Below are 400 nucleotides of genomic sequence, written 5' to 3'. Positions count from 1 at the left end.
GAAGGCGCCCATGTCAGCCAAGGCGCGACCGTCGGCCCCTTCGCGCGGTTGCGGCCAGGTGCCGATCTCGCCAATGGTTCGAAGGTCGGCAATTTCTGTGAGGTCAAGAACGGCCGGATCGGCGACGGCGCCAAGGTCAACCATCTTACCTATATCGGCGACGCCGTTATCGGCGCCGGCAGCAATATCGGCGCCGGTACGATCACCTGCAATTATGACGGCGTCAACAAGGCCGAGACGGTGATCGGTGAAAACGCCTTCATTGGTTCCAACTCCTCGCTGGTCGCCCCGGTGACGATCGGCGACGGCGCCTATATCGCCTCCGGCAGCGTCATCACCGCCGACGTCCCGGCCGATGCGCTGGCGCTCGGCCGTGCCCGGCAGGAGATCAAGCCCGGTC

General features: G+C 65.0%; 1 protein-coding gene. It reads left to right on the top strand.

Translation table 11 applies throughout. The features are described 5' to 3' along the window. The coding region (locus K6M89_RS30660; RefSeq protein ID WP_281428495.1) for a DapH/DapD/GlmU-related protein at positions 1-400 on the top strand (400 nt) is incomplete at both ends.

This window comes from Rhizobium croatiense, assembly GCF_019793465.1.
Taxonomy (GTDB): domain Bacteria; phylum Pseudomonadota; class Alphaproteobacteria; order Rhizobiales; family Rhizobiaceae; genus Rhizobium; species Rhizobium croatiense.
The sequence above is the reverse complement of the archived record's forward strand: the minus strand, read 5'-3'. Positions and strand labels throughout refer to the sequence as shown.